Origin of the sequence: Halococcus thailandensis JCM 13552 (genome assembly GCF_000336715.1) — an archaeon.
Lineage (GTDB): Archaea > Halobacteriota > Halobacteria > Halobacteriales > Halococcaceae > Halococcus > Halococcus thailandensis.
Map to the genome: position 1 here is coordinate 1 of NZ_AOMF01000168.1, position 6,182 is coordinate 6,182.

The 6,182-nt window shown below is 63.6% G+C and carries 5 protein-coding genes and 1 pseudogene; 4 read left to right on the forward strand and 2 right to left on the reverse strand.

The genetic code is table 11. The features are described from left to right. The 3 genes and pseudogenes from C451_RS15845 to C451_RS15855 form a co-directional block, all read left to right on the forward strand. Positions 1–1,303: pseudogene (locus tag C451_RS15845) on the forward strand (DNA topoisomerase VI subunit B); the annotation flags it as partial. 10 nt (positions 1,304–1,313) lie between these two features. Then, the gene (locus tag C451_RS15850; RefSeq protein ID WP_007742119.1) at positions 1,314–2,414 is read left to right on the forward strand and encodes a DNA topoisomerase IV subunit A; all 1,101 of its coding nucleotides are present in this window, start codon (positions 1,314–1,316) and stop codon (positions 2,412–2,414) included. Positions 2,415–2,508: 94 nt separating this feature from the next. Continuing rightward, complete coding sequence (locus C451_RS15855; protein ID WP_007742120.1) at positions 2,509–4,032, forward strand: hypothetical protein; 1,524 nt, start codon at positions 2,509–2,511, stop codon at positions 4,030–4,032. 39 nt (positions 4,033–4,071) lie between these two features. Here C451_RS15855 and C451_RS15860 read toward each other — a convergent pair whose 3' ends face one another. After that, complete coding sequence (locus tag C451_RS15860) at positions 4,072–4,506, reverse strand: universal stress protein (RefSeq protein WP_007742124.1); 435 nt, start codon at positions 4,504–4,506, stop codon at positions 4,072–4,074. A gap of 87 nt (positions 4,507–4,593) precedes the next feature. Between C451_RS15860 and C451_RS15865 the strand changes: the two genes are divergently transcribed. Further along, positions 4,594–4,923: a DUF7113 family protein gene (locus C451_RS15865; RefSeq protein ID WP_007742125.1), complete on the forward strand. Its 330-nt coding sequence runs from the start codon at positions 4,594–4,596 to the stop codon at positions 4,921–4,923. Between the two features lie 239 nt (positions 4,924–5,162). Here C451_RS15865 and C451_RS15870 read toward each other — a convergent pair whose 3' ends face one another. Beyond that, a complete protein-coding gene (locus C451_RS15870) occupies positions 5,163–6,038 on the reverse strand; it encodes a PGF-CTERM sorting domain-containing protein (protein ID WP_007742126.1) in 876 nt (291 codons plus the stop codon). Positions 6,039–6,182: the final 144 nt, after the last annotated feature.

The window sequence follows — 6,182 nt, forward strand, 5'->3', positions numbered from 1 at the left end:
TGTGTATAAGAGACAGGTACAGGAGAAGGCCGTCGCCGCGGCGTGGGCGGTCGTCCGCGACGATCGGACGGCCGATCTCTACACGCTGGCCGACGAGGCGACGAGCACGCGCAAGGACGACGGCGTCATCGAATCGTTCGCCGAGCGGCTGGCGGCGAAATTCGACGGCGAGGGTCGGGCGCGCGACCGACTGCGGCGGGAAGTGCTCGAAGAGTACGTCGAGCGCGCCGCCGCGATGACCGCCGAACGCGAGGACGTCTCCTTCGGCGAGACCGCCCGCGAGAACGTCACGGACGCGCTCTGGAGTGTCGCGAAGACGGTGCCCGACGATCCGCCGAACGTCGCCGCCGTCGCCGGCGACCGCGACACCGCGAGCGCGCTGTTGAGTGCGATGGCAGAGACGGACATCATCGCGCCGCCGACGGACTGCCTCTCCCCGATCACCGCCGATCTCGTGCGCTCGGGACTCGAAAAGGAGTTCGACGCCGACTTCTACGCGTCGGCGACGCGGGATGCCGGCGTCCACGGCGGCGACCCGTTCATCGTCGAGGCCGGCATCGCCTACGGCGGCGATCTCCCTGCCGAGGGGAGCGTCGAACTTCTCCGCTTCGCGAACCGGGTTCCGCTGGTCTACCAGCGCGGGGCCTGTGCGACCACCGACGTTCTCAAGGGGATCGGCTGGCGAAACTACGGGCTCGACCAGCCCGGCGGCTCGGGCATGCCCAACGGGCCGGCGGTGATCATGATCCACGTCGCCTCGACGAACGTCCCCTTCACGAGCGAGTCGAAGGACGCCATCGCCAACATCCCGGCGATCGAGGACGAGATCGAGCTCGCCGTCCGCGAGGCCGCCCGCGAGCTGAAGAGCTATCTAAACAAGCGTCGCTCGATGCAACAGCGCCGGGAGAAACAGGACGTCCTCGGCTCGATCCTCCCCGAGATGGCCGACAAGCTCGCGACCGTCACCGAGCGCGAGGAGCTGAAGATCGACGACTCGCTCGCGCGCATCATGAACAACGTCCTCGTCGAGCGCCGCGTCGAGAACTCCCACGTCGAACTCGTCGTCGAGAACAACAGCGGGACCAGCGAGTCGCCCGAACTGACCGAGATCGTCTCGGCCGAACCGACGAGCGTCTCCGACGGCGCACGCGTCGTCGAGATGGACGGCGAGTGGTTCATCAAGTGGTCGCCGGAGGTCAGCAGCGACGACGACAGCGTCCTGAAATACGAACTCGCCGACGAGAGCGACTACGATCTCGACGTGACCGGTATCGAAAACGCGAAACTCACCGTCAACACATAGCTGCACCACAATGAGCACCGACAGATCCGACAGCGACGACTCGGCGCGCGAGCGACTCATCGAGCTCGCGGCCGACTTCTACGACCAGTTCGCCGCCGGCCAGATCCCCGAGATGGAGCTGCCGACGCGGACGAAATCCAACATCGAGTACGACGAGAACAGTGACGTCTGGGTCTACGGCGACCGCACGAGCACGCGCAGCGCGAACTCGGTTCGTGGCGCGCGCAAACTGCTGAAGGCGATCTACACGATCGACTTCCTCGCCGACCAGCTCGGCGAGGACCGCTCGTCGACCCTGCGTGAGCTCTACTATCTCTCGGAGAGCTGGGACAACGAGGAGGCGCAGTTCTCCGATCAGGACGAGTCGAACCAGCTCGTCGAGGACCTCGAGATCGTCTCGGAGGTGACTCGCGAGGACTTCCACATGCGCCCGGAGGAGTCGGGTGCGACGCTGATGGGGCCGCTCCACCTCCGCGAACAGACGCGCCGGGGCGAGCGCGAGATCCACTGCCAGAAGGACGTCGGCGAGGGTGGCTATCAGATCCCGAACAACCCGGACACGATCGAGTTCCTGGATCACGACGCCGAGTTCATCCTCTGTGTCGAGACGGGTGGGATGCGCGACCGGCTCGTCGAGAACGGCTTCGACGACGACTACGGCACGATCGTCGTCCATCTGAAGGGCCAGCCCGCGCGTGCGACCCGGCGGATCACCAAACGTCTCCACGACGAGCTCGATCTCCCCGTCGTGGTGTTCACTGACGGCGACCCGTGGTCCTATCGGATCTACGGCTCGGTGGCCTACGGCTCGATCAAGTCGGCCCATCTCTCGGACTATCTCGCCACGCCCGAAGCGCAGTTCGTCGGAATCCAGCCCACGGACATCGTCGAGTACGATCTGCCGACCGATCCGCTGGCGGATTCGGACATCAACGCCCTCGAAAGCGAGCTCAGCGACCCCCGCTTCCAGACCGACTACTGGCGTGAGCAGATCGAACTCCAGCTCGACATCGAGAAGAAGGCCGAACAGCAGGCGCTCGCCTCCCGGGGACTCGACTTCGTCACGGACACCTATCTCCCCGAGCGGCTGACCGAGATGGGCGTGCTGTAGCGGACTGCTTCTCCGATACGTTTCCCACCGTAATCGTCGGGAACGGTTTCCCTCAGCCGCGAAGTTAAAGGCGTTCGCTCGCACACGGCGAGGCATGTCTGGATCGGATCTCGCAGGGCGGGTCGAGGACGTGCTCGCCGTCGATGGCGAGGAGTTCCACGCTCGCGCCGAGGACGAAGCCGAGGTGATCAAGCGCGAACTCGACGCCGGCACGTTCGACAACCCGCAGGCGATCATCGGGCTCGAATACGAGTTTTATGGGGTGAATCGCGAGACGAGCGCGCTGGCGCGGGTGCCGCGCCGCCTGCTCGAATATATCGGCTTCGAGAAGGAGCTCGGACTGCATAACGCCGAGATGCGTACGAGTCCGCAGCCGCTGAATCCACACGGGCTCGCCGCCCAGGAGGCCGAGGTCTGCGCCCGCCTCCGCACGGCGCTCGACTGCGTCGCATCGGCGGACCTGCGGCTCGTCAGCGACGGCATGTGGACGATCCCTTCGGAGGGCGAGCAGGCACGCGACTATCTCACCGGCTCGATCACCGACCGCGAGGTGCGCATCGCCTCGAACATGAGCGATTCGGTCCGCTATCACGCGATGGCCAACACCGCCGGCGCGGACGCTGTCGGGATGAACGTCGACGCGCCGCACGTCTCGCTGTCGGCGAACACGGTGATGCCCGAGAGCCTGATCACCTCGATCCAGCCCCACTATCAGGTCGCCCACGCCGCTGATCTGCCCGAGTATTTCACCTACGCGCTGCGGATCGCGGGACCGCTGCTTGCTCTCGGCGTCAACTCGCCGTTTTTCCCGCCGAGTCTCTACGACGACGCCTCACCCCAAGAGATCCTGGACGACGGCTGGATGAGCCATCGCATCCACGTCTTCGAGGCCATTCTCAACCCCGACGGCGGCACCGGGAAGGTCCGCTTCCCGCACGACCTCGATTCCACGGAACAGGCCGTCGATCGCATCGCGGCCGACGACACGATCGTGCCGATGCCGATCGAGGAGTCGAACCGGTTCGACGACGCCTTCGCCACCTTCCGCCAGAAACACGGCACCTACTGGCGCTGGGTGCGACCGGTCTTCGAGGGTGCGAGCAAATCCTCGGCGAACGCCCGCATCGAGTTCCGGCCGATCGGTGGCCAGCCCACGGTCAGAGACACCATCGCTTTCCAGGCGATCTTCGCGGGCCTGATGGAGAGTTTGACCCGGCGCGAACATCCGGTCGCGAACCTCGACTGGCAGGACGCCCACGGCAACTTCTACGCGGCGATGCACGACGGGCTCGACGCCGATCTCGTCTGGATCACCAACGACGGCCGCGAGACGCGATCGTACGACGACCTCTACTCGGATCTCTTCGCCCACGCGAAGGACGGGCTCGAATCGCGCGGCCTCTCCGAGAACGAGGCCGCCAAGTATCTCTGGCCGCTGCGCCAGCGCGCCCGTCACGAGGTGACACCGGCGCGCTGGAAACGCCACGAGGTCAGGGAACGCCTCGACGACGGCGACGATTTCGAGGAAGCTGTCCACGGCATGCAGCGGGCGTACATCGACCGCCAGTCCGAGACGATCATCGACGACAGCAGCTTCGCCGACTGGCTCGCCGACTGACGAACGACGGCGCAGTCCCGGATCGAAACCGAGTGAGGGTCAGCGGACGACCGTCACCGGCACCGGTGCGCGCCGGACGACGGTTTCGGCGACACTGCCGAGGACGATGCGCGAGACGCCGTCACGGCCGTGACTGCCCATCACGATCGCGTCGATAGGATTCCCTTCGGCGAACGCGGCGATGGCGCGGGCGGGCCGGCCGACGGTCGTCTCGGTCTCGATCTCGCGGTCGCCGACGCGTTCGCTGGTACGCTCGAACAGGGCCTCGGCGCGCTGTTCGGCGGCCTCGTACCACTCCTCGCCGTAGCCCACGTCGGCGATCTGCGCGCCTGCGCTCACGCCGGCGATGCCTCCGACGGGGTTGATGACGTAGAGCAGCGTGAGCGCTGCCTCGGGGTGCTCGGTCGTGGCGTGGTCGAGCGCGGTCCACGCCTGCTCGGAGCCGTCGATCGGGACGAGCAGCCGTTTCGTCATGTGAATAAATACCATGGGTGAGTTGTTAAGTGCTCCGCCGCGGGCGGCGAACACCGAGGTTTTGGTCGCCGGGCGGGTAGCGACGGTATGCTCCTGATTCGGGGCCGTGCCGGCGGGACGGCACTCACCGGCACGCTCTATGAGCGCGGGGAGACCGCCCCCTCCTTCAGCGGCGCACCCGACGAGGACGCGCCGTACGTTTGGGTCTGTGACTCCTTCTACGAGGTCGAATCCGGCGGCCAGCGCCAGCAGATCGACGGCGCGACCGTGAACGTCGCCTTCGAATCGCCCGTCGCCCACGGTTTCGAGACGCGCGAGCAGGCCATCGAAGGCGCGAAAGAGCACCTCCGGACACAGTTCGCTCGCGTCGGTGTCGCCGAATCGGACGTCGAGGTCGAGGTTGAGGAAGACTATTAATCGCTGAAATCTATCGTGTATGCTGCGACAGACGAAGTTGCACGGTCGAGTTCGTGAGCAAGAATTGAAAGCGACAAACCGTCGTAGTCTTCGTACAGCCCCAGTGTAACTGCCGGTGAGAACCGGACGACACTCAGCAGGACAGTTCCTTAGCTGTTTCCGAGATGATCAATAGCATGCGAAACGACGAGCATGCCGTTCAACCACGTCCACAGGACTATCGAATCCTGAGCGATCAGTCAACGGCGGACACTGAGTACTACGACGGCAACCAGCGCAACGAGCGCTGCCACGATACCGAAGCCCGGACCGGACGCTCCAGATCCGTCATCGCCGTCATCCGTTGTGGTTGCTGTCGTTTCATCGTCAGCGATGACTTCTCCAGAGGTGTTGTTCTGTGTCGCAGTCGACGTTTGGGTTGCTGTCGAAATCTGCGTTGAGGTTTGTGTGGCTGTTGCTGTCGGTGGCGATACGTCGTCCGGGGAGTGTATCGTGAACGAATACGGAACTTCGGAACCACCACTGGATGCGTGGACGTCGATGTAGTACGTTCCCGATTCCTCTACGGTAGTCGCTATCTGTCCACGGGTACTGGTTCTCCCGATATTCGTATCGTCGATGGTTTCTCCATCGGGGCCGATGAGATCGAAGAACAACATCGTGTCGGACGGATCTGCAGTGAACAGAATGGACACTTCCGTGTTCTCTTCAACCCTGAACTCGTACCAGTCTACATCACCCTCGTCACCGATTTCGCCGTCGACTTTTGTGCTGTTGAGGCCAGTTGCAGCATCTTGAGCATCGTTCGGTTCGATCTCTTCTCGTGATTGCTCCTGGACCGACGTTTCGTTCGGAGTTGTTGCTGATGACGTGTTTGTCGGGGCCGTTGAGGCCGGTGTTTCCGTTTCTGTTGGCGTCGGTGTTGACACATCATCCGGGGACTGTATATCGAAAGAGTACGGGACTTCGGAACCGCTGCTGGATGCGTGGACGTCGATGTAGTACGTTCCCGATTCCTCTACGGTAGTCGCTATCTGTCCACGAGTACTGGTTCTCCCGATATTCGTATCATCGATGGTTTCTCCATCGGGGCCGATGAGATCGAAGAACAACATCGTATCTGATGGATCCGCATTGAACAGAATGGATACTTCTGTGTTCTCTTCAACTCGGCTCTATTGAATCCGCCGACGGCGTCGGGGTGAGTCGTCAGAACGATTGAGACGAAGCGGAAGAGGAGTCTTTGTGCAGAAGATTCT

Coding starts and splice junctions, on each gene's coding strand:
- C451_RS15870 (WP_007742126.1), bottom strand. CDS start 6,038: ATGTTGTTCTTCGATCTCATCGGCCCCGATGGAGAAACCATCGATGAT.
- C451_RS15860 (WP_007742124.1), bottom strand. CDS start 4,506: ATGACGAAACGGCTGCTCGTCCCGATCGACGGCTCCGAGCAGGCGTGG.
- C451_RS15865 (WP_007742125.1), top strand. CDS start 4,594: ATGCTCCTGATTCGGGGCCGTGCCGGCGGGACGGCACTCACCGGCACG.
- C451_RS15855 (WP_007742120.1), top strand. CDS start 2,509: ATGTCTGGATCGGATCTCGCAGGGCGGGTCGAGGACGTGCTCGCCGTC.
- C451_RS15850 (WP_007742119.1), top strand. CDS start 1,314: ATGAGCACCGACAGATCCGACAGCGACGACTCGGCGCGCGAGCGACTC.